The sequence below is a fragment of the Burkholderia sp. SRS-W-2-2016 genome (assembly GCF_001931485.1).
Classification (GTDB): domain Bacteria; phylum Pseudomonadota; class Gammaproteobacteria; order Burkholderiales; family Burkholderiaceae; genus Paraburkholderia.
Genome location: NZ_MSDV01000040.1, coordinates 1 through 23,162, shown reverse-complemented (window position 1 = coordinate 23,162; position 23,162 = coordinate 1). Strand labels below are relative to the sequence as shown.

Here is a 23,162-nt window from a genome sequence, read left to right as displayed (position 1 = left end):
GGAGGGGTAATGGACAATATCGAACAGCGCGTCAAGAAGATCGTCGCGGAACAACTGGGCGTTGCGGAAGCGGAAATCAAGAACGAAGCGTCGTTCGTGAACGATCTCGGCGCCGACTCGCTCGACACCGTTGAGCTCGTGATGGCCCTCGAAGACGAATTCGGCATGGAAATTCCGGATGAAGAAGCCGAGAAGATCACCACCGTTCAGCAAGCGATCGACTACGCTCGCGCGAACGTCAAGGCCTAAGGTCATTCGCGCCTGCGCTTCTGCACTGGCCGCGCATGACACCCTGCCGGGCCGCCTCGCGGTATCAGCAGGGATGACGCTTTTGGGCGTGTCCGTTGGATTACCATTCGCCACGCCGCTTGCGATGCAGGAGCCAGCGATGCTGACAGCGCAACTTTCCGCGCGATTGCCGACTTAAACAGCCACAGGGCACACAGGGCAGATTCCTGTGGCCGCTGTGGCTTTTGCTTTTGTCATCTATGAAAAAGGGGTTACCGTGAGCCGCCGTCGTGTTGTTGTTACAGGCCTGGGGCTGATTTCGCCTGTTGGCAATAATGTTGCCGATGGCTGGGCCAATCTGGTCGCCGGCAAGTCTGGGATTGCCAATATCACGAAGTTCGATGCGTCGAACTTCTCGACTCGTTTCGCCGGCGAGGTGAAGGGCTTCAATATCGAGGACTACATCCCCGGTAAGGAAGCGCGCCACATGGATACGTTCATCCATTACGGCGTGGCCGCGGGCATCCAGGCGATGCAGGACAGCGGTCTCGAAGTCACCGACGAGAATTCCGAGCGCATCGGCGTGGTGGTCGGTTCGGGCATCGGCGGTCTGCCGATGATCGAAATCACCCAGACCGAGCTGCTCAATCGTGGCCCGCGTCGGATTTCGCCGTTCTTCGTGCCGGCATCGATCATCAACATGATCTCCGGCCATCTGTCGATCAAGTTCGGCATCAAGGGTCCGAATCTGTCGATCGTCACCGCGTGTACGACCGGTCTGCACTGTATCGGCGAGGCTTCGCGCCTGATCGAATACGGCGACGCCGACGTGATGATCGCGGGCGGCGCGGAATCGACCGTGTCGCCGCTCGGCATCGGCGGCTTTGCGGCGGCGCGCGCGCTGTCGCAACGCAATGACGATCCGGCCACCGCGAGCCGTCCGTGGGACAAGGACCGCGACGGCTTCGTGCTGGGCGAGGGCGCCGGCGTGATGGTGCTCGAAGAGTACGAACACGCGAAGGCGCGCGGCGCGAAGATTTACGCGGAAGTCGGCGGCTACGGGATGAGCGGCGACGCGTATCACATGACCGCCCCGCTCGAAGACGGCGACGGCGCACGCCGCTGCATGCTGGCCGCAATGAAGAACGCGGGCATCAACGGCGACCAGGTGAACTACCTGAACGCGCACGGTACCTCGACGCCGCTCGGCGACCTCGCGGAAACCACCGGCATCAAGCGCGCGTTCGGCGATCACGCAAAGAACATGGTCGTGAACTCGACCAAGTCGATGACGGGTCACCTGCTGGGCGGCGCCGGCGGTCTGGAGTCGGTGTTCACGGTGCTCGCCGTGCATCACCAGGTCTCGCCTCCGACCATCAACATCTTCAACCAGGACCCGGCCTGCGATCTCGACTACTGCGCGAACACCGCGCGGGAGATGAAGATCGATGTCGCGCTGAAGAACTCGTTCGGGTTCGGCGGCACGAACGGCACGCTGGTGTTCAAGCGCGCCTGATCGCCTGAGCACGGGTGACGCGTCAGTCCACGACGCCGGCTACGCCGGCGGATTCCCCCGGGCCGGCAACGTTGGGCGGAACGACGCAGCGCATTGCGCTGCGTCGTTCGTTCTCGCTGCGCGTCGCGCTGGGAATGTTCGTGCTGATTGCTACCCTGGCTGTTTATACCTGCCTCGCGCCTGAACTCGGCGCGTGGCAGACCATTCCGTTGACGTTCGCGATCGCTATGCTGCTTGCGCTGTGCGCGGCGCGCTATGACGCGGCGCAGCCTGCCGCGCTGCGGATCGGCTCCGGGGAGCTGTCCGCGTGGAATCGGGCAGGTGGGCTGCTCGCGCAAGGCCGCGTGGTCGGCTGTGCGCAGTGGAGCGGCCGTTTGCTGGTACTCGCGCTGGAGCCTGCGGATCGCTCGCCGCGTAGTCGCGCGGCCTGGCCGCGGCGGCCCACACCCGGGCGCTCCCGCACCGTGCTGCTCACCGCCGATGCGCTGCCGGCCGCTGTCTTTCGGGAGCTTTCCGTGCTGGGCCGGCATGCGGCCGGCGCCTGACTGTAACGACTGTAACCGCTGTTACCGTAGTAACGTGCCCTCACGAGGGGAACGCTACAATGGTCCCCCGCCATGCGCCCTATAGTTAACGGATTTATCAGGTGAGCGAAAAAGAAATTGATCAGGTGCTGGTCGAGCGCGTCCAGAAGGGCGACAAGGCCGCCTTCGAGCTTCTGGTCTCCAAATACCACCGCAAGATTCTTCGCTTGATCTCGCGACTCGTGCGGGACCCCGCCGAAGTCGAGGACGTTGCCCAGGACGCCTTTATCAAGGCGTATCGCGCGTTGCCGCAGTTTCGCGGGGAGTCTGCGTTCTATACGTGGTTGTACCGGATTGCGGTAAATACCGCGAAGAACTACCTTGCCACCCAGGGCCGGCGCGCGCCGACCTCGACCGAAGCAGATGCTGAAGAAGCTGAAACTTTCTCGGACGCCGACCAACTAAGGGATATCAACACGCCCGAGTCGATGTTGATGAGCAAGCAGATCGCCGAAACGGTCAATGCTGCGATGGCGGTTTTGCCGGAAGAACTGCGCACCGCCATTACTCTTCGAGAAATTGAGGGTTTGAGCTACGAGGAAATCGCCGAGATGATGGATTGCCCGATTGGCACCGTCAGATCACGAATTTTCCGCGCTCGCGAAGCCATTGCGGCAAAATTGCGTCCGTTGCTTGACACACCCGAAGGCAAACGCTGGTAAACGCGTATCGAGCGTTCAGCTAATCCCGCGGGGCAGCGGTGCAATATCTGGATTAGTGGTGTCACTACGGGGTATTCGTAAGATGGGGAGCATCATGGGGTCGGTCTCGATGCAATCGCAAGCGGGCTCGCACGGCGAGCGTCTGTCCGCTTTTGTCGACGGTGAGCTGTTCGACGAAGAGCATCTGAATCTGGACAAGTTTCTCGCGGAATTCAAAGGCGACGATCGCGCTGCGTGGTCGAGCTATCACCTGATCGGCGACGCGCTGCGTTCCGACGATCTGGCGGTCAGCCCGGCGAAAAGCAGCGCCTTTCTGAGCGGTTTCGCCGCGCGTCTCGAAAGTGAGCCGCATCTGCTGGCACCGGCCGCCGCGCCTGTCGCGCGCCGTTTGCTGGGTTTGCGCCGCCGCGTGGTGCCGGCCTTCGCGGTAGCTGCCGCGGCCGCCACCCTGACCTGGATCGTGGTGCCGCAATTGCAGGGTGTGCCGGGCGGCCCGGGCGCGCAGCTCGCGTCGGTTCAGTCGCGTGGCGACACGGTGCAACGCGTGGCGATGGCGTCGGTGCCGTCGTCGCAAGACTCCAACATCATTCGCGACGCCAGCCTCGATCAATACCTCGAAGCCCACCAGCAGTTCGCGCAACAACCGGCAATGGCCGGCGCGATGCCGGTGATCCGCGCTGCGTCAGTCTCCACGCAAGGCCAATAGTTTGATGCAGACTTCGCGGTTGAATAAAACGACTATCTGGGGGCGGTTGCCGGCATTTCTGTTCTGCGCAGCCGTATTGTTGTCCGCCACACCGCGGGTCTTCGCACAAACAGCCGATCCGGCTGCCGTACGGCGTACGGCGGCGGAACTGCTCGATCGCATCCATCAGGCCGCCCAGCAGCAGAACTACGAGGGCGCGTTCGTCTATCAGCGCGGCGATTTCGTGCAGACGTCGCGTATCGCGCATTACTCCACCCACACGGACGGCCAGTTCGAGCAGCTGGAAAGTCTCGACGGCAAGCCGCGCAAGATGTTGCGGCATAACGACGACATGTATACGTTCGTGCCGGAGCGCCGTCTGGTGGTCGTCGAAAAACGGCAGAACAAGGACTCGTTCCCCGCGCTGCTGGCCGTCGATGGCGAACAGGTGCTGTCCGTCTACGAGCCGAAAATGCTCGGCGGCGACCGCGTCGCGGGCGTCGACAGCGTCGTGATGGAGCTTGATCCGAAAGACGGCTATCGTTTCGCGCACAAGCTCTGGGCCGACAGCAAGACCGGCCTGCTGCTGCGTGCGCAAACGCTCGACCCGAGCGGTCAGGTGCTTGAACAGCTTTCGTTCACGCAAGTGCGGATCGGTGTGCCGGTGGATAAAGCCGGCATCGTCAACGGTATTCGCAATCTGGCGGGCTGGACAGTCGTGCGTCCCCCGGTCGAGCCCGTCGATCTGGCCGCGCAAGGCTGGCAAATCGCACCGTCGGTGCCGGGCTTTCGTATGATTCGCCAACTGCGCCGTCCGATGGCGTCGCGCGAAGCGGGGCAACCGCCCATTCCGGTCGATCAGGCTGTGTTCTCCGACGGTCTCGCGGCCATCTCGGTGTTCGTCGAGCCGGTGGAAAACAACACCCGCAAGGAAGGCACGGGCAACAGCGGCGCAACGCACGTTCTCGTCAAGCGCCAGGGGAACTTCTGGATAACCCTGCTGGGTGAAGTGCCCCAAACCACATTGCAGCAGTTCGCGTCTGCCATAGAATACAAAGCTCCGAAGTAACCCTTCCGAATCCTGAAATCCCTCGGTTTGTGACGATATGACGACTTTTTCGGTGCGCAAATTCCTCGCGGCCGTACTGGTAGCGGCTTGTTTGCCGCTCGTACCGCATATGGCGTCGGCGGCTCCCGCCGCCAATCTGCCTGACTTCACGGACCTCGTCGACAAGGTCGGCCCGGCGGTCGTCAACATTCGCACGACCACCCGTGTGTCGAGCGGCAGTTCCCGCGGCGGCCTGCCGCCCGGCATGGACGACGGCGATATGTCGGAGTTCTTCCGCCGTTTCTTCGGCATTCCTTTGCCGCAGTCGCCGCAATCGCCGGGCTCCCCGGGTACGCCGCGGGGCGGCGATAACGGTGGCGGTGGTGGCAGCGGCGGCCAGGATACGCCGGACAGCAACGATCCCGAACAGAACAGCGGGGTCGGCTCGGGCTTCATCCTGTCCGCGGACGGCTACGTGATGACCAACGCGCACGTCGTCGACGACGCGGACACCATTTACGTGACGCTGACCGACAAACGCGAATTCAAGGCGAAGCTGATCGGCGTCGATGACCGCACGGACGTCGCGGTCGTGAAGATCAACGCATCGAACCTGCCGACCATCACGATCGGCGATTCGAACAAGGTGCGCGTCGGCGAATGGGTCGTCGCGATCGGTTCGCCGTTCGGGCTCGAAAATACGGTGACGGCCGGCATCGTCAGTGCAAAGGGACGCGATACCGGCGACTACCTGCCGTTCATCCAGACCGACGTCGCGGTGAACCCGGGTAATTCGGGCGGTCCGCTGATCAACATGCAGGGCGAGGTGATCGGTATCAACTCGCAGATCTACAGCCGTACCGGCGGCTTCATGGGCATTTCGTTCGCGATTCCGATCGACGAAGCGATGCGCGTCGCCGATCAGCTGAAGAGCTCGGGCAAGGTGGTGCGGGGCCGAATCGCGGTGGCGATCGGCGAAGTGACGAAGGACGTCGCCGACTCGCTCGGTCTGCCGAAGGCGCAGGGCGCGCTGGTCAGCAGCGTCGAGCCGGGCGGCCCGGCCGACAAGGCCGGCGTGCAGCCGGGCGACATCATCCTGAAGTTCAACGGCCATTCGGTCGACACCGCGACGGATCTGCCGCGCATGGTCGGCGATACGAAGCCGGGCACGAAGACGACGCTGACCATCTGGCGCAAGGGTCAGACGCACGAGTTGCCGGTCACGATCGCTGAGATGCAAGCCGACAAGGTCGCGAAGGCCGATCAGAAGAAGCCGCAGGCGCCGAAGCAACGCGCGACCAACGCGCTCGGCATCGCGGTTAGCGACATTCCGGCCGATCAGCAGAAAGCGCTGAAGATTCACAACGGCGTGCAGATCGACGCGGTCGACGGACCGGCTGTGCGGGTCGGGCTGCAGAAGGGCGACATCATTCTGCGGGTCGGCGACACGGACGTCACGGGCGCGAAACAGTTCGACGAACTGACCTCGCATCTGGATCCGCAGAAGATGGTCGCGCTGCTGGTCCGCCGCGGCGAGAACACGCAGTTCGTGCCGATCCGCCCGCGCGCGCAAAAATGACGAACACGGCATCGCTCACGCTCTATGGGCGCGCGTGGTGCCATCTATGCGAGGACATGCGTGCCGCGCTCGAGCCGTTGCTGGCCGAGTTCGGTGCGCAGGTAACTGTCATCGACGTCGATACCGATCCGCTGCTTGAAGCGCGTTATAACGAGCTAGTACCGGTTCTGGTGTGCGACGGCGTCGAACTGTGCCACTACCATCTCGACGAAGCGCGCGTGCGTGCCGCATTGAGCGCGTATGCGCTGCGCGCGGCGGCGCCATCTTGATGCGCTTTGTCCCCGGCGGCTCGCTGGTTCTGTCTGGTTTGGCCTCATCATCCGCGAGGGCACGCGTCGCGCGCATTGATTTACGCGCGAATTTGCCGCTGCTTCCGCTGAGTTTCTCGCATCTTCCGTGCCGTCTTTCGGTCCGGCCTTCGCAAGATACGCCGGCCGATAGCCTTTTCGGCTAAAATAGATAGGTTTTTCACCTACTTACAAGGCGTGCTCCGCTATTGTCCGGGCGCGCCTTTTCGCTTGATCGGCACTGAATGGATCATATTCGTAACTTCTCGATCATTGCGCACATCGACCATGGCAAGTCGACGCTCGCCGATCGCATCATCCAGATTTGCGGCGGTCTGTCCGACCGCGAGATGGAAGCACAGGTGCTCGACTCGATGGATCTCGAGCGCGAGCGCGGCATTACCATCAAGGCGCAAACCGCCGCGTTGACCTATCGCGCGCGCGATGGCCGCGTCTACAACCTGAACATGATCGACACGCCGGGCCACGTCGACTTCTCGTACGAAGTCAGCCGCTCGCTGTCCGCGTGCGAAGGCGCGCTGCTGGTCGTCGACGCGAGTCAGGGCGTGGAAGCGCAAACCGTCGCCAACTGCTACACGGCGATCGAACTCGGCGTCGAAGTGGTGCCGGTGCTCAACAAGATCGACCTGCCGGCGGCGAACCCGGAAAACGCGATCGCCGAAATCGAGGACGTGATCGGCATCGACGCGACCGACGCGACGCATTGCAGCGCGAAAACCGGTCTCGGGGTCGAGGATGTGCTCGAAGCGCTGATCGCCAAGGTGCCGCCGCCGAAGGGTGATCCGAACGCGCCGCTGCAGGCGCTGATCATCGATTCGTGGTTCGACAACTACGTCGGCGTCGTGATGCTGGTGCGTATCGTCAACGGCACGCTGCGTCCGAAGGACAAGATCCGCCTGATGGCGACCGGCGCGCAGTATCCGGTCGAACACATCGGCGTGTTCACGCCGAAGTCGAAGAATCTCGAATCGCTGTCGGCCGGGCAGGTGGGCTTCATCATCGCCGGCATCAAGGAACTCGCGGCCGCGAAGGTCGGCGACACGGTGACCCTCGTCGGTCAGCCGGCGTCGGAGCCGCTGCCCGGTTTCAAGGAAGTGAAGCCGCAGGTGTTCGCGGGTCTCTATCCGGTCGAAGCGAACCAGTACGACGCGCTGCGCGACTCGCTCGAAAAGCTCAAGCTCAACGACGCGTCGCTGCAGTACGAGCCGGAAGTGTCGCAGGCGCTCGGTTTCGGTTTCCGTTGCGGCTTCCTCGGGCTGCTGCACATGGAGATCGTGCAGGAACGTCTCGAGCGCGAATTCGATATGGACCTGATCACCACGGCGCCGACCGTGGTCTACGAGGTCGTCCAGCGCGACGGCACCACGCTGATGGTCGAGAACCCGGCCAAGATGCCGGAGCCGTCGAAGATCGAAGAAGTGCGTGAGCCGATCGTCACCGTGAATCTGTACATGCCGCAAGACTACGTCGGCGCGGTGATCACGCTGTGTACGCAAAAGCGCGGCACGCAGATCAACATGCAGTATCACGGCCGCCAGGTTCAGCTCACGTATGAAATTCCGATGGGCGAAGTGGTGCTCGACTTCTTCGACCGCCTGAAGTCGATCTCGCGTGGCTATGCGTCGATGGACTACGAGTTCAAGGAATACCGTGCGTCAGACGTCGTGAAGGTCGATATGCTGATCAACGGTGACAAGGTCGACGCGCTGTCGGTCATCGTGCACCGTTCGCAAAGCCAGTATCGCGGCCGCGAAGTGGCGGCGAAAATGCGCGAACTGATTCCGCGTCAGATGTACGACGTGGCGGTGCAGGCGACCATCGGCTCGAACATTATTGCGCGCGAAAACATTAAAGCGTTGCGTAAGAACGTGCTGGCAAAATGCTACGGCGGCGATATTACGCGTAAGAAGAAACTGCTCGAAAAGCAGAAGGCAGGCAAGAAGCGAATGAAGCAGGTGGGCTCGGTCGAGATTCCGCAAGAGGCTTTCCTCGCGATTCTGCGTGTCGAAGACAAATAAGTTGAATAACGGAACCCTATGAATTTTGCGCTGATTCTTTTTGTGCTCGTCGTTTTGACGGGCGTCGCATGGGTCGCGGACAAACTGGTTTTCCTACCGGCACGACGCCGCGCGGCGGAAGCCGCAGTCGCCGAATTCGATCGTCAACAGGCTCGCGTCGGTGAGCGTTTCGCCGATGAAAACGCCGCGCAAACGCGCTCGCGTCTGCGCGACGACAAGCTGCGTCAACCGTGGTGGCTCGAATATACGGCGAGCTTTTTCCCGGTGATTCTGGTGGTGTTCGTGGTGCGCTCGTTCGTGGTCGAGCCGTTCAAGATTCCGTCGGGTTCGATGGTGCCGACGCTGCTGGTGGGCGACTTCATCCTCGTCAACAAGTTCGAATACGGGCTGCGTCTGCCGATCACCAATACCAAGATCACCGAGGGCAGTCCGGTTCGACGTGGCGACGTGGTGGTGTTCCGTTATCCGAAGGACGAATCGGTCGACTACATCAAGCGCGTGATCGGCCTGCCGGGCGACGTGGTCGAGTATCAGGACAAGCGGCTCACGATCAACGGTAAGCCGGTGCCGCAAACGCCGCTGCCCGACTATCTCGACGAAGAACGGCTCGGCTATGCGAAGCAGTTTATGGAAGAGCTCGACGGCCGCAAGAACGCGATTCTGAATAATCCGGCGGTGCCGCCGTTTATCGTCGGCGCGGAAGATTTTCCGTATCGCGATAACTGCACGTACAACGCGCGCGGTGTGATCTGCAAAGTGCCGCCGGGCAATTACTTCATGATGGGCGACAACCGCGACAACAGTGCGGACAGCCGTTACTGGGGTTTCGCGCCGGATCGCAATATCGTTGGACGGGCATTTTTCATCTGGATGAACTTCAGCGATCTGAAACGGATTGGCACATTCCAGTGAGTCGCGTGATTGATCGCATGACGATCATCTCGTGATTGCCTCAGACACGCCGCGCGAATAACCGGCATCCGGTTATCTCGATCGCGGCGTGTTGCTACGCTACTTTAAGAACTCGCGGTAACGTCGCTTCGCGACGCTTTTTCCGCCGGCGCCCCGCGTTTCCGCCGGGTCAGGCGCCCGCGTTATACTCTGCCCATGCCTCTATCTCCGTTGGAAAGCCGTTTGCGCTACGAATTTCGCAATGCGGAATTGTTGCGTCAGGCTTTAACACACCGCAGTCATAGCGCCACGCATAACGAACGGCTCGAATTTCTCGGCGACTCCGTTCTGAATTGCGCGGTGGCTGCGCTTTTGTTCCAACGTTTCGGCAAACTCGACGAAGGCGACCTGTCGCGGGTGCGCGCGAACCTGGTCAAACAGCAGTCGCTTTACGAAATCGCTCAGGCGCTTAATATCTCCGAGGGCCTGCGGCTAGGCGAGGGCGAACTGCGCAGCGGCGGCTTCCGCCGGCCGTCGATCCTCGCCGATACGCTCGAGGCGGTACTCGGCGCCATCTTCCTCGACGGCGGCTTCGACGCTGCCCAGACGGTCATCAAGCGGCTCTACATCCCGATTCTCGACCATATCGATCCGCGCACGCTCGGCAAGGACGCAAAGACGCTGCTGCAGGAGTATCTGCAAGGCCACAAGATTGCGCTGCCGACCTACACCGTCGTCGCGACTCATGGTGCGGCGCACAATCAACAGTTCGAAGTCGAATGCACGGTGCCGAAGCTGGACGTCAAGGTGTCCGGCTCGGGCGCGAGCCGTCGCGCAGCGGAGCAGGCGGCCGCGAAGAAGGCGCTCGACGAAGTGATGGCCGCCGCACCCGCCGTGGTCGCGAAGCCGAAGCGTTCGAAAGGCGCGCGTGCCGCGAAAAACGCCGAACAGGAGATCGTGCCGGGCGTGACCGGCGTGCAGGCCGCGCTGGATCTGCGCACGCCTGATCGGAAGAACGAGCGCGGCGCGGTGCGCAGCGAAGGGCGCGCGAGCGGTGCCGCGGAAGCGCACGCCGACAAGCCGGTCACCGAAAAACCTGCTGCTGACAAGCCCGCCGCCGAGCGCGTCGCGCCGGGCGCCAGTGGCGCGCCGCTCGCGGTGATCCGCGCCGCGCACGTCGAATACAGCGGGCACGACAAGGCGGAGCGCAGCGACAAGTTCGAACGTAGCGCCGCACATCCCGCTGAAAAGCCCGCGGACAAAGCCCACGATTTCAAATCCGAAGCCGTCTCCGCACCCCGCGGCACCGACCGTCAGCGCGGCCGCGAAGCCACGTCGGACGCAGCCGCTCCGGGCGTAACCGCCGCAGCCGCGCCGGTCGCCGCGGTAGCCCCGGCACCCGCCGAACACGAACCCGGCGTTGCCGACGCGGTGCAAACGCGCGTCGCCGACGCGGGCCATTGATTTTCCGCGGCGCCCATCTCCGGCGCGCCGAACTGAACCTGCCGTAGTCCGAATATGAACGCTCCCACTCCCACTGGTTTTCGCTGCGGCATGGTCGCGATCGTCGGCCGCCCGAACGTCGGCAAGTCGACGCTGATGAATGCGCTGGTCGGCCAGAAAGTCAGTATCACGTCGCGCAAGGCGCAGACCACCCGCCATCGCATCACCGGCATCAACACGATCGACGACGCGCAGTACGTGTTCGTCGATACGCCCGGTTTCCAGACCAAGCACAGCGGCGCGCTGAACCGTTCGCTGAACCGCGCGGTCACCTCGACGCTGACCTCGGTCGACGCGATCCTGTTCGTGATCGAAGCCGGCCGCTTCGGCGCCGACGATCAGAAGGTGCTCGACCTGATCCCGCCGAACGTACCGACGCTGCTGATCGCGAACAAGCTCGACCGGGTGAACGACAAAGCGTCGCTGTACCCGTTCATGCAGCAGATGAGCGCGCTGCGCGACTTCAACGAGATCGTGCCGCTGTCGGCGAAGAATATCGACGACATCAAGCGTCTGATGGCGACCATCAAGCCGTTCCTGCCGGAAGGCGAGCCGATCTACGGCGAGGACGACCTGACCGATCGCAGCGAGCGCTTCCTCGCCGCTGAAATCCTGCGCGAAAAAGTGTTCCGCTGGACCGGCGACGAACTGCCGTACACGAGCACCGTGCTGATCGACAAGTTCGAAACCGAAGGCCGGCTGCGCCGTATCTTCGCGACGATCCTCGTCGATCGCGATACCCACAAGGCGATGATCATCGGCCAGAAGGGCGCGAAGCTCAAACAGATCAGCACCGAGGCGCGTCTCGACATGGCCAAGCTGTTCGACGGTCCGGTGTACCTGGAAACCTTCGTCAAGGTGAAGAGCGGCTGGGCCGACAACGAAGCCGGGCTTCGTGCGTATGGGTACGAATGACGCGTGGATGACGCTCAATTCCGACGCTGCTCCGGACGACCCGGAGCAGGAACCGTCGCGGCCCGCGCGTAGCGCGAAAAAATCCGCCGCAAAAGGCGCCCGCAGCACCACGTCGTCTGCCGACACCGGCAGCGGCGAGCCGCGCAGGGCCGCACCGCGCCGCGCGCCGCGCACTTCCGCATCCGACTACCGGATCACCGAGCAGCCCGCTTTCGTGCTGCACAGCTACCCGTATCGCGAGACCAGCCTGATCATCGACGTGCTGTCGCGCGATCACGGCCGTCTCGCGCTGGTCGCGAAGGGTGCGAAGCGACCGCACTCAGCGCTGCGCGGCGTACTGCAAACTTTCCAGCCGCTGGCGCTCGCATGGTCCGGCAAATCCGAAGTGCGTACGCTGACCGGCGCCGAATGGGTCGGCGGGATGCTGCCGCTGACCGGCGACGCGCTGCTGTGCGGCTTCTACGTGAACGAGCTGCTGGTCAAGTTCTGCGCGCGCGAAGACCCGCATCCGCAACTGTTCCATCACTACCTGGTCACACTCACCCGTCTTGCCCACGACGAGCCGCCCGTGCAGGTGCTGCGCTCGTTCGAACGCGTGCTGCTGCGCGAGACCGGCTACGCGATGGCGCTCGATCGCACGGTCGCGCGTAAAGCGGTGGTCGCGGAAGGGCGCTACGTGTTCGATCCCGAGCGCGGCGTGCGCGAGGCCTCCGACGAGTGGCCCGCGCAATGGCCGGTCATCTCCGGGCAAACCTTGCTCGATATGGAACAGGACGATTACCATCGAGCGCAGACCGTCGCGCAAAGCAAAACGCTGATGCGCTTTCTGCTCAACACCTATCTCGGCGGCACGCCGCTTGCGACCCGCCAGATCCTGATCGACCTGCAGAATCTATGAGCTTCTTTCTTACCTCGCCGACCGTGATCGACCTCGGCGTCAACATCGATCACGTCGCCACGCTGCGCAATGCGCGCGGCACCGCCTATCCCGATCCGATCCGCGCCGCGCTGATGGCCGAAGAGGCCGGCGCCGACGCGATCACGTTGCACCTGCGCGAAGACCGCCGCCATATCGTCGATGCCGATGTGCGCAAGCTGCGTCCGCTGCTGAAAACGCGCATGAATCTCGAATGCGCGGTGACCCAGGAAATGCTCGATATCGCCTGCGAAGTGCAGCCGCACGACGTCTGCCTCGTGCCGGAAAAGCGTGCGGAACTGACGACCGAAGGCGGGCTGGATGTCGCCGGCCAGTTCGAAGCGGTGCGGGCCGCGTGCCGCCAGCTCGCCGATGCGAACTCGCGCGTGTCGCTGTTCATCGACCCGGACGAAACGCAGATTCGCGCCGCGCACGAAGCGGGCGCGCCGGTGGTCGAGCTGCACACCGGTCGCTACGCGGAAGCGCACGATCCGGCCGAGCAGCAGCGCGAATACGAGCGCATCGTGCGCGCGGTCGAATTCGGCGCGACGCTCGGCCTGAAGGTCAACGCGGGCCATGGTCTGCACTACACGAATGTGCAGCAGATCGCAGCGATCGACGGCATCGTCGAACTGAACATCGGTCACGCGATCGTCGCGCACGCGATCTTCGCGGGCTGGGACAACGCGGTGCGCGAGATGAAGGCGATCATGGTCGCCGCGCGTCTCGGCGCGCGCGGCTGATCCAGCCGTAACGCGAGGGCGCAGGCATGGCGATCTACGGCATCGGTACCGACATCGTGCAGGTCAGCCGAGTGGCCGCGGTGATGACCCGCACCAACGGCCGCTTCGCGGAAAAGGTGCTCGGCCCCGACGAGTTGCGGGTCTACCACGCGCGCCATGCGCGTTCGGCGGCGCGCGGCCTCGCGTTTCTGGCCACGCGTTTCTCCGCGAAGGAAGCGTTCTCGAAGGCGATCGGTCTCGGCATGCATTGGCCGATGACGTGGCGCGCGCTGCAAACGCTGAACAAACCGAGCGGCGAGCCGATGGTGGTCGCATCGGGCGAACTGGCCGACTGGCTCGACGCGCGCGGCATCACCGCGCGTGTGACGATCAGCGACGAGCGCGATTACGCGGTGTCGTTCGTGATCGCGGAGACCGGCGTGGCGTCTGACTCCGGGCCGGGGACGCAGGCGACTACCCGGCATACTTCGTCCGCACAATCCGCGACTGAATAAAACATTGAACCCGCCGTTGGCGGCGCGGGTTCGTCCTTGCTTCACACTCCCTTGCAGCGGAATTCGATGAAAACCAGAACCGGACCGGTGATGTTCGACGTGGTCGGCAAAACGCTCGATCGCGACGACAAACGACGCCTCGCTCACCCGATGACCGGTGGCGTGATCCTGTTTGCGCGCCACTACGAGAGCCGCGCGCAGCTGATCGCGCTGACCGGGGCGATCCGCGCGATCCGACCGGATCTGCTGATCGCCGTCGATCACGAGGGCGGCCGCGTGCAGCGCTTTCGCACCGACGGCTTCACGGTGCTGCCGTCGATGGGCAAGCTCGGCGCGCTGTGGGATCGCGACGTACTGCTCGCGACCAAGGTCGCGACGGCGGTCGGTTATATCCTCGCCGCGGAGCTGCGCGCGTGCGGTATCGACATGAGTTTCACACCGGTGCTCGATCTCGATTACGGGCATTCGCAGGTGATCGGCGATCGCTCGTTCCATCGCGATCCGCGCGTGGTCGCGTTGCTCGCGAAGAGCCTGAACCACGGCCTCGCGCTCGCCGGCATGAGCAACTGCGGCAAGCACTTTCCGGGGCACGGCTTCGCGCAGGCGGACTCGCACGTCGCGATGCCGGTCGATGAACGCCCGCTCGACGAGATTCTCGGCAACGACGCCGCGCCGTACGACTGGCTCGGTCTGTCGCTCGGCGCGGTGCTGCCGGCGCACGTCGTTTATCCGCAGGTCGACACGAAACCGGCCGGCTTTTCGCGCGTCTGGCTGCAGGACATCCTGCGCGGCAGGCTCGGCTTCGACGGCCCGATCTTCACCGACGATATGTCGATGGAAGCCGCGCGCCAGGGCGGCACGCTGACCGAAGGCGCAACCGCCGCGTTGGAGGCCGGCTGCGACATGGTGGTGATCTGCAACCAGCCGCACGAAGCGGAGAAGGTGCTCGACGCGTTGCGCTTTACGCCGTCGGAGGAATCGCGACAGCGTCTGGAGCGCATGCGGCCGCGCGGCGAAGCGCTCACGTGGGACAAGCTGATGACCGAGCCGCGCTACGTGCAGGCGCAGGCGCTGCTGCGCGGTGCGTTGGGTTGAAGAGCGGCTACTGAGAAAGAAAATGGCGCCTTGAAGTGATTCAAGGCGCCATTTTTCATCGTCATCCGCGGCAGGCAGTTTGCCCGCTGCCCACGCAGCAGGCAGCGCGGTGCGGACTCAGTTCAAGCGCATCCGCTGCAGCTTGTTGTACAGCGTCTTCGGACTGATCCCCAGCAACGATGCCGCGCGATGCCGCGTGCCGCCGACCGCATCGAGCGTCGCGCGAATCAGCATTTCCTCGACGTCCGCGAGCGGCGTGCCGACCGTCACCTGCACGCGGCTGCCGTTCAGATCGCGGCCGTTCGCGGTGCCCGCTTCGTCGGCCCGCAACGATTCGATCACGTCGCCCGAGGCGAGATACGCGCGCCGCACCCGCTCCTGCAATTCGCGCACGTTGCCCGGCCAGTCGTACGCGAGACATTCGCGCAGGAAGTTCGGCCCCGCCTGTTTCGCGGCCTCGGCGGTGCCGCGCGCGCTCGCTTCCTGATTCATTTCATCGACGACCGCCTGAGCGATCAGCACCGGATCCTCGCCGCGCTCGCGCAGCGGCGGCAGCGTTACCGCGGCGGCTTCGAGGCGCGTCGCGAGATCGCGATGCAGACTGCCGTCCTCGACCGCTGCCCGCGGCGATTTGCGGGTCGATGCGACCAGCCGGAAGTCGGTGACGACCTGGTTGGTGCCGCCGACCCGCATGAAGGTCTGCGAATCGAGCGCACGCAGCAGCGCTTCCTGCTGCGCGCGCGGCAGCTCACAGATCTCGTTGATGAACAGCGTGCCGCCGCTCGCCTGTTCGAACAGCCCCGGCTCGCGCTGCTCGGCGCCGCCGAACGCGCCGCGTTCGTGGCCGAACATCACGCTGTCGAGCGAGCGGTTCAGTGCGGCGACGGCCGCGCTGCGGCAATCGAACGTGACGAACGGACCCTTGCGGCGACGGCTCATCTCGTGGAGGGTGCGCGCGGCGACCTGCTTGCCGGTGCCGGCGTCGCCCCAGATCAGCACGGCGGCCTCGGTCGGCGCGAGATGCTCGATCGTGTCGTACACGTGCTGGATCGTGCTGCTGCGGCCGAGCATCGAGCCGAAGCGGCCCAACTGACGCAGCGACGCGCGCAGCGTCTGCACTTCCTCGGTCAGTTCGTACGGGCGCGGGATCCGAGCGAGCAGGCTGCGCAGGCGCGGAATATTGACCGGCTTCAGCAGATAGTCCCAGATGCCGTGCCGCAAGCCCTCGATCGCGCTCTCGACCGTCGCGTTGCCGGTCATCACGATCACCGGCAATGCGCCGCCTGGCGGATGGGCGGGCAGATGCTGCAGCAGATCGAGGCCGCTGCCGTCCGGCAGGTTCAAGTCGACCAGCACGACGTCCGGAATGAAGCGGGTCAGCGCCGTGCGGGCTTCGGCGAGCGTGGTCGCGGTATCGACGGAAAAGCCGTCGGCCGCCAGTATCGCGGACAGGCCGGACAGGCTATTGGGATCGTCTTCAACAATCAGTGCGTGTGGCATGGCGAGCGCAATTTTATGAATGAATGAAATACCCGGTGCGCCGCTCGGTCAGCGGCGCGGCGCAGGCTCTGGGGCTCGACGACAGGGCAGTACAGCGGGCCCGGAACGGCGGAGCGACAGGCCACCGTCCGGCCGCGCCCGTGGCGGTCGCGGCGACGATGCCTGTAGTTCCTGCACCGGCTCTGTCAGAAATCCCGGTTGCTATCGAAAAACCGCCGCACTTCCAACTCGGCCTGCTCACGGGTCTTGCCATAACGCTCCTGAATCAGACCGGCGAGCCGGTCGGCGCGGCCTTCGGCCTTGGTCAGTTCGTCGTCGGTCAGTTCGCCCCATGCGGCCTTCGCTTTACCGACCATCTGTTTCCACTTGCCTTCTGCGATGTCGTGGTTCACGGTGCCTCCCGAATTTGGAAATAAACGGTGCTAGCTTCTTCTGAGGCAAGCAGAGACCGTGCCAAAAACATTTGTTGATGTGGATCAACGACTTGCTCATCGCGAAGTGCGAAATCCACCGCTCGACGATAGTAATTTTGAGACAGTCGCCGGTAAAGTTTTCCTGAACCACACCGACAGAGACAGAAAAGAAAAAGCGCCCAAAATTGGGCGCTTTTTTTATGCAGGCCGGCGGAGTACCGGCGCTGGCGGGGTGTTGCGCTGTTGCGCGCAGGCGCTTACGCGCGGCTGCGGTACTCGTGCGTACGGGTATCGATTTCGATCTTGTCGCCGATGTTGCAGAACAGCGGCACCTGCAGTTCGAAGCCGGTGTTCAGCTTGGCGTTCTTCAGCACCTTGCCCGACGACGTATCGCCCTTGACAGCCGGTTCCGTATAGATGATTTCGCGGACCAGCGTGGTCGGCAGTTCGACCGAGATCGCCTTCTCGTTGTAGAACACGACTTCGCAAGCCATGCCGTCTTCGAGGTAGTGCAGTGCGTCGCCCATCATTTCGGCTTCGACTTCGTACTGGTTGTAGTCGGCGTCCATGAACACGTACATCGGGTCGGCGAAGTACGAGTAGGTCACTTCCTTGCGCTCGAGCACGACGACGTCGAACTTGTCGTCTGCCTTGTACACGGTTTCCATGCCTGCGCCGGTCAGCAGGTTCTTGAACTTCATCTTGACGACGGCGGAGTTGCGGCCCGACTTGTTGTATTCGGCCTTCTGCACGACCATGGCGTCAGCGCCGATCATCACGACGTTGCCGGTGCGGAGTTCCTGTGCGGTCTTCATAAAACTGTCCTGTACGAGATAAATAGCTAACTGTTGCTCAACGGCATACGGCGCAAGCGGCTTCGGCGTTTCGCTCACCGCCTGCCGCGCGCCGTGACGAAACGGCGATGCTGGCTGGGATGCGTGAAACGGGGCCGGCTCGCGGCGGAAATCCGGGTGGGGGCCGCCTTTTGCAGCCCGCCGGTGCCCGGCCAGTCCACCTGTCCGTTACCTGATTTTTACCCTGTGCGGGCGTGTACACGAGTGGCGCCGATCCGTGAAGCCATCACCCTACGTCCCTTTTTTGACATTCGCGTGCCGGCCCGAAGGTTGGGGCACGCATACGTCTTTCCACTGGGGGACTGGCCAGCGTGGCTGACCATGAGGGTGCTGCGGAAATCGGGCCGCGCTTGCGTCGTCGGCCGTTGGATAACCGCTTATTTTAACTGAGTTTTTGCGAACAAGGTCAGATTTCCGGCGAGATCGCCGACTTGCGCGAGTTCGGCCGCCCAACCGGCGGCGCGCTGCTTCAGTGCCGGGTAATGGCGCTGGAATTGCGCCCAGTCCGGTTGACCATTGCCGTTCCACGCGTGCCAGAAGCGCTCGAGCGCGCCGCGCGCGGCGGCCGGCAGCGTGCGGGTGTAGTGGGCGAGGGCGGCGTCGAGTTTCGGCAGATGGGCATCGTCCGCCTGCGGATAGATGTGCCAGACGAACGGTTTCGCGGCCCATTGCGCGCGCACGAACGAATCTTCGCCGCGCACGAAATTGACGTCGCTGGCCCACAGCAGCGCGTCGTAGCCGGGCTGTTCGGTGAACGCGAGTGCGTGCGCGGTCAGGTTGCCGCGCGTCGCGTGGCTGCCCGCCGCGAACGACGGCAGCCCGAAAAAGCGCGCGAGTGCGCCGGAAATGCGGCCTTCGGGGACCAGCAGCACGATCGGGTTCGCGCTGTCGCGCCATTGTTCGAGCAGGCTGTCGACGGCCGGATTCTCGTATGCGAACAGCGAGATGACCGTGGCGTCGGCGGGCGGCGGCGGGTGGCCGGTGCTCGCGCGCCACCATTGGGAACGGGCCTCGGCCGACGCTTCGAACGCGGCGCGCGCCGCGTCGAGATGCCGTTCTTTCAGCACGCCGCCGGTGCCGGGGCCGAGGCCCGGGAAAAAGAACGTCTTGCTGAGCGGATAGCGCGGATGCGGCGACGGCCGCAGATGGAAGTCGGCGATCCAGTCCTCGGCGCTCAGATACTCCAGGTTCAGCCACAGCGGCGCGCGCGGGCGTTCGGCCATCGCGGCGATGTAGACCGGCGGCAGCTCGCACGCGAATGCTTCGATCACGACGTCGGCGACTTCGAGCGTGTCGCCGGCGTGCGCCGGTTCGTGCCAGTGTTCGATGACGATGCCGTCGAGCGTCTGACGCGCGCGAGTGGTGTCGAGCGACGGGCACAGCTTCCTGAACGCATGCAGATCGTCGACGAACACCCGCACCTGCCAGCCGTGCTCGCCGGCGAGCTGGCGCGCCAGACGCCAGCACACGCCGATGTCGCCGAAATTGTCGATGACCGCGCAGAAGATATCGCAGGCGATCGGGGTGGTGAGAGCGGCCGGGCTGGTGGGCGCGGCGGAGGTTCCGGAAGCGGGCGGGACGGCGGACATGGCGGTTCGGGCAGCGGCCGGCTCCGGCGACGCGAAGCGGGTTCGAAGCCACGCGGAATGATCTAAACTGGCGATTCTAAAGCCTCGCTCGCGATCGCGCGCGACCATTCCGAGCGCTTCGAGCACGACTCTGGCACGACGAGCGGCCCGCCGGGTGCGTTGCCCGATGCGCGACCGTGATGCCACGCCCGGCGCCTCTACGAGACAACGGACGAGACAACGACGAAATTAAGCGACACCGAGCCACATCGAGCGCGACACCGTCCCACCCAAACGACCCCGCATGACCGAATCCGCAGCAACCGACGCTTTCGAGCCGAAAAAAGTGCTCGCCCAACTGCCGCATCTGCCCGGCGTCTACCGCTACTACGACACGGGCGGCGCGGTGCTCTACGTGGGCAAGGCGCGCGATCTGAAAAAGCGTGTATCGAGCTACTTCACGAAGACCCAGCTGTCGCCGCGCATCGCGATGATGGTCACGCGCATCGCGCGCATCGAGACGACCGTTACGCGCTCCGAGGCGGAGGCGCTGCTGCTCGAAAACAATCTGATCAAGGCGCTTGCGCCGCGCTACAACATTCTGTTTCGCGACGACAAGTCGTATCCGTATCTGAAGCTGACCGGCCACAAGTTTCCGCGCATGGCGTATTACCGCGGTTCGGTCGATCGCAAGAACCAGTACTTCGGGCCGTTCCCGAGCGCGTGGGCGGTGCGCGAGAGCATCCAGATCCTGCAGCGCGTATTCCAGTTGCGCACCTGCGAGGACTCGGTGTTCAACAACCGCACGCGGCCGTGTCTGCTGCATCAGATCGGCCGCTGCACCGCGCCGTGCGTCGCCAATATCAGCGAAGAGGATTACGCGCGCGACGTCGGCAACGCCGCGCGCTTCCTGCTCGGCCGCCAGGGCGAGGTGATGAAGGAGCTCGAGCAGAAGATGCACGCGTTCGCGAGCGAGCTGAAGTTCGAGCAGGCGGCGGCGGTGCGCAACCAGATGAGTTCGCTGTCGACGGTGTTGCATCAGCAGGCGATCGAAGTCGGCAGCGATAGCGATGTCGACATTCTCGCGGTGGTCGCGCTGGGCGGCCGCGTGTGCGTGAATCTGGCGATGGTGCGCGGCGGCCGGCATCTCGGTGACAAGGCGTATTTCCCGACTCACGTGGAGAGCGCATTGACCGCCGACGAAGGCGGGCTGGAAGACGGTGACGCAGACGCGGGAGCGGCCGACTGGCCGGTGCCGATTGTGCAGGCCGAAGCGCGCGTGAACGACGCGGCGCACGCGGCGGCGGCCGTGGATGCACTCGCGATCGCGCGGGACATGCCCGCGGAAGACGAAGACGCCGACCTCGACGACACTGACGCAGACGCAGACGCAGACGCAGACGCAGACGCAGACGCAGACGCAGACGCAGACGCAGACGCAGACGCAGACGCAACCACCCCCGACGCATCCGCCCCAGCCACAAAACGCCGCAAAGGCCGCGCGCCGGGCGGCATCGAAGCCGAGGTGCTCGAAGCGTTCATCGCGCAGCACTACTTGGGCAATCGCGTGCCGCCGGTGCTGGTCGTCAGCCACGCGCCGGGACGTGAACTGGTCGACGTACTGATCGAACAGGCGGGCCACAAGGTGACCGTGCTGCGCCAGCCGCAAGGCCAACGCCGCGCATGGCTCGCGATGGCCGAGCAGAACGCCCGGCTCGCGCTCGCGCGACTGCTGTCGGAGCAGGGCTCGCAGCAGGCCCGCACGCGCGCGCTGACCGACACGCTCGGGATGGAGTGCGACGACCTCGCGCATCTGCGCATCGAATGTTTCGACATCAGTCACACGATGGGCGAGGCGACCCAAGCCTCGTGCGTGGTCTATCACCATCACAAGATGCAGTCGTCCGAGTACCGCCGCTACAACATCACCGGCATCACGCCCGGCGACGACTACGCGGCGATGCGCCAGGTGCTGACGCGCCGCTACGAGAAGATGGTCGAGCAGGCCGCCGCCAATGCCGCCGATGCGGCGGCCGAATCGCAAAGCGACGCGGCCGCCGAGCCGTCGCTCGCCGCCGATGCCGCCGAACCGGCCGCGGCCGGCGGCACGCTGCCGACCATCGTGCTGATCGACGGCGGCAAGGGGCAGGTGGAAATCGCGCGCCAGGTGTTCACCGAACTCGGGCTCGATACCGGCATGCTGGTCGGGGTCGCGAAGGGCGAGGGCCGCAAGGTCGGCCTCGAAACGCTGATTTTCGCCGACGGCCGCACGCCGCTCGAACTCGGCAAGGAAAGCGCCGCGCTGATGCTGGTCGCGCAGATTCGCGACGAAGCGCACCGCTTCGCGATCACCGGTATGCGCGCGAAGCGCGGCAAGACCCGCCAGACCTCGCGGCTCGAGGAACTCGAAGGGGTCGGCGCGAAGCGGCGTCAGCGGCTGCTCGCGCGCTTCGGCGGACTGCGCGGGGTGGTGGCCGCGAGCGTCGAGGATCTCGCGAGCGTCGAAGGCATTTCGCAGGCGCTCGCCGAGCAGATCTACCGGCAACTGCATTGAGCTTCGCTTCGCGGTGAGTCGCCGCGCGCCGCGCGCGGCTTGGTCCGGCGGCGCGTGAGCGGGCCGGCGCATCCATCGCCGCCCGACCGCCGCCGCGCGCGGCAAGCGCCGGGCCCGAGCCGGCCGCGTGCACAGCCGCGCCGGCTTGCTTGTGGCAGGCACGGCGACACGGCACAATTGCAACTCACTCGTCCGACGCTGCGCCTGCCCACATGCCGTTTAATTTCCCGATCTTCCTGACCTGGCTGCGAATCGTGCTGATTCCGCTGGTCGTCGGTGTGTTCTATCTGCCCGACATGATGATGAGCCCCGCGCACCGCAACCTCGCGGCCGCGACGATCTTCATACTGGCCGCGCTCACCGACTGGTTCGACGGCTTTCTCGCCCGCAAATGGAATCAGACTTCCGCGTTCGGCGCGTTTCTCGATCCGGTCGCCGACAAGCTGATGGTGACGGCCGCGCTGCTCGTGCTCGTGCAACTGTCGCGGATCGATTCGGCGATTGCGCTGGTGATCGTCGGACGCGAAATCGCGATCTCGGCGCTGCGCGAATGGATGGCGCAGATCGGCGCGTCGAAGAGCGTTGCGGTCAACTCGCTCGGCAAGTTCAAGACCGCGTGCCAGATGATCGCGATTCCGATGCTGCTGTTCTACGGTCCGCTGCGGCTCGGCGCGGGCATCGCGGTCGATACGCGCGTGTGGGGCCTGTGGCTGATCTATCTCGCCGCGTTCCTGACGATCTGGTCGATGCTCTACTACATGAAGCTCGCATGGCCGCAGATTCGCGAGCGCGGTGGCATCGCCTGAGGTCGGAAACGTCGTCGTGAACATAGCGGCGAGGGGGAGCAAAAGTGTGCTCGAACCTCGTGCAACGATGAGGGAAATAATTTCTTTAAAAGAGTTGTACAAAGGGGGTTGACACGTTTCAGTCGGTTCTCCATAATCTCGTTTCTCCGATGCACGCAACGCGAAACACCGGAGACGCAGTAAAGAAGTAGCAGTAAATGCAGTGCAATGCGGGAGTAGCTCAGTTGGTAGAGCGCAACCTTGCCAAGGTTGAGGTCGCGAGTTCGAGCCTCGTCTCCCGCT

At 64.2% G+C, this 23,162-nt stretch carries 22 protein-coding genes and 1 tRNA gene; 19 read left to right on the top strand and 4 right to left on the bottom strand.

Annotated features, from left to right (window positions below):
* Positions 1 to 9: 9 nt before the first annotated feature.
* The 16 genes from acpP (at position 10) to nagZ (ending at position 15,185) form a co-directional block, all read left to right on the top strand.
* The gene (acpP, locus tag BTH42_RS18070) at positions 10 to 249 is read left to right on the top strand and encodes an acyl carrier protein (protein WP_004197638.1); all 240 of its coding nucleotides are present in this window, start codon (positions 10 to 12) and stop codon (positions 247 to 249) included.
* A 256-nt stretch (positions 250 to 505) separates the two neighbouring features.
* Positions 506 to 1,744, top strand: coding sequence for a beta-ketoacyl-ACP synthase II (fabF, locus tag BTH42_RS18065; RefSeq protein ID WP_075301855.1), 1,239 nt, complete (start codon positions 506 to 508; stop codon positions 1,742 to 1,744).
* Between the two features lie 134 nt (positions 1,745 to 1,878).
* Entirely contained in the window at positions 1,879 to 2,289 is a 411-nt protein-coding gene (locus tag BTH42_RS18060) for a hypothetical protein (RefSeq protein WP_075301990.1), read from the top strand.
* A gap of 101 nt (positions 2,290 to 2,390) precedes the next feature.
* Positions 2,391 to 2,990 carry an RNA polymerase sigma factor RpoE gene (gene rpoE / locus BTH42_RS18055; protein ID WP_062127831.1) on the top strand — a complete coding sequence of 200 codons (600 nt, stop codon included), beginning with the start codon at positions 2,391 to 2,393 and terminating at the stop codon, positions 2,988 to 2,990.
* Positions 2,991 to 3,084: 94 nt separating this feature from the next.
* Positions 3,085 to 3,696, top strand: coding sequence for a sigma-E factor negative regulatory protein (locus tag BTH42_RS18050; protein WP_075301988.1), 612 nt, complete (start codon positions 3,085 to 3,087; stop codon positions 3,694 to 3,696).
* A 4-nt stretch (positions 3,697 to 3,700) separates the two neighbouring features.
* Positions 3,701 to 4,744: a MucB/RseB C-terminal domain-containing protein gene (locus BTH42_RS18045; protein WP_075301986.1), complete on the top strand. Its 1,044-nt coding sequence runs from the start codon at positions 3,701 to 3,703 to the stop codon at positions 4,742 to 4,744.
* 37 nt (positions 4,745 to 4,781) lie between these two features.
* Positions 4,782 to 6,302 carry a DegQ family serine endoprotease gene (locus BTH42_RS18040; RefSeq protein ID WP_075301853.1) on the top strand — a complete coding sequence of 507 codons (1,521 nt, stop codon included), beginning with the start codon at positions 4,782 to 4,784 and terminating at the stop codon, positions 6,300 to 6,302.
* On the top strand, positions 6,299 to 6,571 hold the full coding sequence (locus BTH42_RS18035) for a glutaredoxin family protein (RefSeq protein WP_075301842.1): 273 nt from the start codon (positions 6,299 to 6,301) through the stop codon (positions 6,569 to 6,571). Before BTH42_RS18040 ends, BTH42_RS18035 begins: the two co-directional genes overlap by 4 nt.
* 263 nt (positions 6,572 to 6,834) lie before the next feature.
* Positions 6,835 to 8,628 carry a translation elongation factor 4 gene (lepA, locus tag BTH42_RS18030; RefSeq protein ID WP_075301840.1) on the top strand — a complete coding sequence of 598 codons (1,794 nt, stop codon included), beginning with the start codon at positions 6,835 to 6,837 and terminating at the stop codon, positions 8,626 to 8,628.
* A gap of 18 nt (positions 8,629 to 8,646) precedes the next feature.
* A complete protein-coding gene (lepB, locus tag BTH42_RS18025) occupies positions 8,647 to 9,540 on the top strand; it encodes a signal peptidase I (RefSeq protein WP_075301838.1) in 894 nt (297 codons plus the stop codon).
* Between the two features lie 195 nt (positions 9,541 to 9,735).
* On the top strand, positions 9,736 to 10,983 hold the full coding sequence (gene rnc / locus BTH42_RS18020; protein ID WP_075301836.1) for a ribonuclease III: 1,248 nt from the start codon (positions 9,736 to 9,738) through the stop codon (positions 10,981 to 10,983).
* A 54-nt stretch (positions 10,984 to 11,037) separates the two neighbouring features.
* Positions 11,038 to 11,937 (top strand): GTPase Era, encoded by a 900-nt coding sequence (era, locus tag BTH42_RS18015; RefSeq protein ID WP_075301834.1) that lies wholly within the window; start codon positions 11,038 to 11,040, stop codon positions 11,935 to 11,937.
* Positions 11,924 to 12,835, top strand: coding sequence for a DNA repair protein RecO (gene recO / locus BTH42_RS18010; protein ID WP_075301832.1), 912 nt, complete (start codon positions 11,924 to 11,926; stop codon positions 12,833 to 12,835). The genes era and recO overlap by 14 nt, the downstream gene beginning before the upstream one ends.
* Positions 12,832 to 13,596 carry a pyridoxine 5'-phosphate synthase gene (gene pdxJ / locus BTH42_RS18005; RefSeq protein WP_075301830.1) on the top strand — a complete coding sequence of 255 codons (765 nt, stop codon included), beginning with the start codon at positions 12,832 to 12,834 and terminating at the stop codon, positions 13,594 to 13,596. The genes recO and pdxJ overlap by 4 nt, the downstream gene beginning before the upstream one ends.
* 26 nt (positions 13,597 to 13,622) lie before the next feature.
* The gene (acpS, locus tag BTH42_RS18000; protein WP_075301828.1) at positions 13,623 to 14,090 is read left to right on the top strand and encodes a holo-ACP synthase; all 468 of its coding nucleotides are present in this window, start codon (positions 13,623 to 13,625) and stop codon (positions 14,088 to 14,090) included.
* 66 nt (positions 14,091 to 14,156) lie between these two features.
* Positions 14,157 to 15,185, top strand: coding sequence for a beta-N-acetylhexosaminidase (gene nagZ, locus BTH42_RS17995; protein ID WP_075301826.1), 1,029 nt, complete (start codon positions 14,157 to 14,159; stop codon positions 15,183 to 15,185).
* A gap of 117 nt (positions 15,186 to 15,302) precedes the next feature.
* On the opposite strand, the gene BTH42_RS17990 is transcribed toward nagZ, so the two are convergent.
* The 4 genes from BTH42_RS17990 to earP form a co-directional block, all read right to left on the bottom strand.
* Complete coding sequence (locus BTH42_RS17990; RefSeq protein WP_075301824.1) at positions 15,303 to 16,685, bottom strand: sigma-54 dependent transcriptional regulator; 1,383 nt, start codon at positions 16,683 to 16,685, stop codon at positions 15,303 to 15,305.
* Positions 16,686 to 16,870: 185 nt separating this feature from the next.
* Positions 16,871 to 17,077, bottom strand: coding sequence for a CsbD family protein (locus tag BTH42_RS17985; RefSeq protein WP_075301822.1), 207 nt, complete (start codon positions 17,075 to 17,077; stop codon positions 16,871 to 16,873).
* A gap of 278 nt (positions 17,078 to 17,355) precedes the next feature.
* A complete protein-coding gene (gene efp, locus BTH42_RS17980; RefSeq protein ID WP_062127804.1) occupies positions 17,356 to 17,913 on the bottom strand; it encodes an elongation factor P in 558 nt (185 codons plus the stop codon).
* Between the two features lie 416 nt (positions 17,914 to 18,329).
* The gene (gene earP, locus BTH42_RS17975) at positions 18,330 to 19,541 is read right to left on the bottom strand and encodes an elongation factor P maturation arginine rhamnosyltransferase EarP (RefSeq protein ID WP_075301820.1); all 1,212 of its coding nucleotides are present in this window, start codon (positions 19,539 to 19,541) and stop codon (positions 18,330 to 18,332) included.
* Positions 19,542 to 19,824: 283 nt separating this feature from the next.
* Between earP and uvrC the strand changes: the two genes are divergently transcribed.
* The 3 genes from uvrC (at position 19,825) to BTH42_RS17960 (ending at position 23,162) form a co-directional block, all read left to right on the top strand.
* Entirely contained in the window at positions 19,825 to 22,074 is a 2,250-nt protein-coding gene (gene uvrC, locus BTH42_RS17970) for an excinuclease ABC subunit UvrC (protein WP_075301818.1), read from the top strand.
* 212 nt (positions 22,075 to 22,286) lie between these two features.
* On the top strand, positions 22,287 to 22,880 hold the full coding sequence (gene pgsA, locus BTH42_RS17965) for a CDP-diacylglycerol--glycerol-3-phosphate 3-phosphatidyltransferase (RefSeq protein WP_075301816.1): 594 nt from the start codon (positions 22,287 to 22,289) through the stop codon (positions 22,878 to 22,880).
* Positions 22,881 to 23,089: 209 nt separating this feature from the next.
* Positions 23,090 to 23,162 (top strand) — tRNA-Gly (locus BTH42_RS17960).

What these genes read in the sequence shown, in the direction of transcription:
- acpP (WP_004197638.1), top strand. Translation starts at nt 10, where the DNA reads ATGGACAATATCGAACAGCGCGTCAAGAAGATCGTCGCGGAACAACTG.
- BTH42_RS18060 (WP_075301990.1), top strand. Translation starts at nt 1,879, where the DNA reads ATGTTCGTGCTGATTGCTACCCTGGCTGTTTATACCTGCCTCGCGCCT.
- BTH42_RS18050 (WP_075301988.1), top strand. Translation starts at nt 3,085, where the DNA reads ATGGGGTCGGTCTCGATGCAATCGCAAGCGGGCTCGCACGGCGAGCGT.
- BTH42_RS18045 (WP_075301986.1), top strand. Translation starts at nt 3,701, where the DNA reads ATGCAGACTTCGCGGTTGAATAAAACGACTATCTGGGGGCGGTTGCCG.
- BTH42_RS18040 (WP_075301853.1), top strand. Translation starts at nt 4,782, where the DNA reads ATGACGACTTTTTCGGTGCGCAAATTCCTCGCGGCCGTACTGGTAGCG.
- BTH42_RS18035 (WP_075301842.1), top strand. Translation starts at nt 6,299, where the DNA reads ATGACGAACACGGCATCGCTCACGCTCTATGGGCGCGCGTGGTGCCAT.
- lepA (WP_075301840.1), top strand. Translation starts at nt 6,835, where the DNA reads ATGGATCATATTCGTAACTTCTCGATCATTGCGCACATCGACCATGGC.
- lepB (WP_075301838.1), top strand. Translation starts at nt 8,647, where the DNA reads ATGAATTTTGCGCTGATTCTTTTTGTGCTCGTCGTTTTGACGGGCGTC.
- rnc (WP_075301836.1), top strand. Translation starts at nt 9,736, where the DNA reads ATGCCTCTATCTCCGTTGGAAAGCCGTTTGCGCTACGAATTTCGCAAT.
- era (WP_075301834.1), top strand. Translation starts at nt 11,038, where the DNA reads ATGAACGCTCCCACTCCCACTGGTTTTCGCTGCGGCATGGTCGCGATC.
- recO (WP_075301832.1), top strand. Translation starts at nt 11,924, where the DNA reads ATGGGTACGAATGACGCGTGGATGACGCTCAATTCCGACGCTGCTCCG.
- pdxJ (WP_075301830.1), top strand. Translation starts at nt 12,832, where the DNA reads ATGAGCTTCTTTCTTACCTCGCCGACCGTGATCGACCTCGGCGTCAAC.
- acpS (WP_075301828.1), top strand. Translation starts at nt 13,623, where the DNA reads ATGGCGATCTACGGCATCGGTACCGACATCGTGCAGGTCAGCCGAGTG.
- nagZ (WP_075301826.1), top strand. Translation starts at nt 14,157, where the DNA reads ATGAAAACCAGAACCGGACCGGTGATGTTCGACGTGGTCGGCAAAACG.
- BTH42_RS17990 (WP_075301824.1), bottom strand. Translation starts at nt 16,685, where the DNA reads ATGCCACACGCACTGATTGTTGAAGACGATCCCAATAGCCTGTCCGGC.
- efp (WP_062127804.1), bottom strand. Translation starts at nt 17,913, where the DNA reads ATGAAGACCGCACAGGAACTCCGCACCGGCAACGTCGTGATGATCGGC.
- earP (WP_075301820.1), bottom strand. Translation starts at nt 19,541, where the DNA reads ATGTCCGCCGTCCCGCCCGCTTCCGGAACCTCCGCCGCGCCCACCAGC.
- uvrC (WP_075301818.1), top strand. Translation starts at nt 19,825, where the DNA reads ATGACCGAATCCGCAGCAACCGACGCTTTCGAGCCGAAAAAAGTGCTC.
- pgsA (WP_075301816.1), top strand. Translation starts at nt 22,287, where the DNA reads ATGCCGTTTAATTTCCCGATCTTCCTGACCTGGCTGCGAATCGTGCTG.